The organism is Flavobacterium azizsancarii (assembly GCF_027980145.1).
In the GTDB taxonomy this organism is placed as follows: domain Bacteria; phylum Bacteroidota; class Bacteroidia; order Flavobacteriales; family Flavobacteriaceae; genus Flavobacterium; species Flavobacterium azizsancarii.
In genome coordinates, this window is sequence record NZ_JAMZNK010000106.1 from 1 (window position 1) to 1,109 (window position 1,109).

1 protein-coding gene is annotated in these 1,109 nt (G+C 33.4%); it reads right to left on the minus strand.

Features of this window, described 5'->3' with window-relative positions; genetic code table 11:
- On the minus strand, positions 1-1,109 hold a 1,109-nt coding region (locus NJT12_RS24795; protein ID WP_271338787.1), incomplete at both ends, for a hypothetical protein.

Consider the following 1,109-nt stretch of genomic DNA (forward strand, 5'->3'; position numbering starts at 1 on the left):
CCTCTTTTCCCAACATTATCAGTGTTAGAAAAACCATATTGGTTCATATAAGCTATACTATTAGAATCAGATGCACTAAAAAATATCCTTTTATCTATAGCAGTCTCACCTGTAGCTAATACTTGATCTAATGTCTGTGATCCTCCACCTCCTATAGTGATATCACCTGAACCTATAATAGATTCTCCATTAATGGTTTTGAAACTATCTTCTGTAGTAAGTGTCTGTTGACTACCGCTTCCTTTATTTGGTAGGTTAAAATTAGCTCCACCACCATTAAATCCACTAAAGGAAGTAGTAAATCTAGAAGTTGGGTTATACCATTCAATACGTGTGGGTTTAAATAAAGAAACATTATTACCATCTTTAACTTCGAACTGCCCCGCATAAAAACTAGAAAAAAAGTTTTCCCAAGTACTAGTAATATATCTACCGCCTGTTAAAGCTCTTCCTCCATTATCAACAATATCGTTAAGTGTTGGTACAGGTATTGGAATATTACCAACTCCTATAATAGATTGTCCATTGATAGTTTTGAAATCATCTGTAGTAGCTAAGGTTTTATCAGTACCGTCAGTAAAAGGTAGATAAAGATTAGTATCATTAGTATAATTAACATTAGGAAGAATACTAATACTTTTTGAGTTATTATTATTCCATTTAAGGGCTCCATAAACATAAGGATCAGTTTCACTTATATTAGCTATCGTATTAAATTCTATACCAGCAGTAACTGTAGGCATTCTTCCTCGCAGAGCCACCGTATAAGGTGTCACCTCTACTACACCTTGAAAAAAAGTTTCTTGTCCTCCCTTAATAGTTGTATATTCGTTATTGGTATTAAACATACTTTGAAAACTGGTGTTATTCCCACTTGGAATATCATCTAATGTGGCAATTGTATAATCACCCGCTGCTTTATTAGGATCAAGGTTGTAATTTATATCTCCCTGAGTTGTTCTGTCTACATTTAATGATACATTGCCATACATTCCAGAAGTTTTACTTAATCCTTTACCATCAACTTTAAAATTAGCAAGTGTGTTATTGTCCACAAAAGAGACATCATCACCACTTACGTAAGTGAACCCATTAAAATTTTGACTATA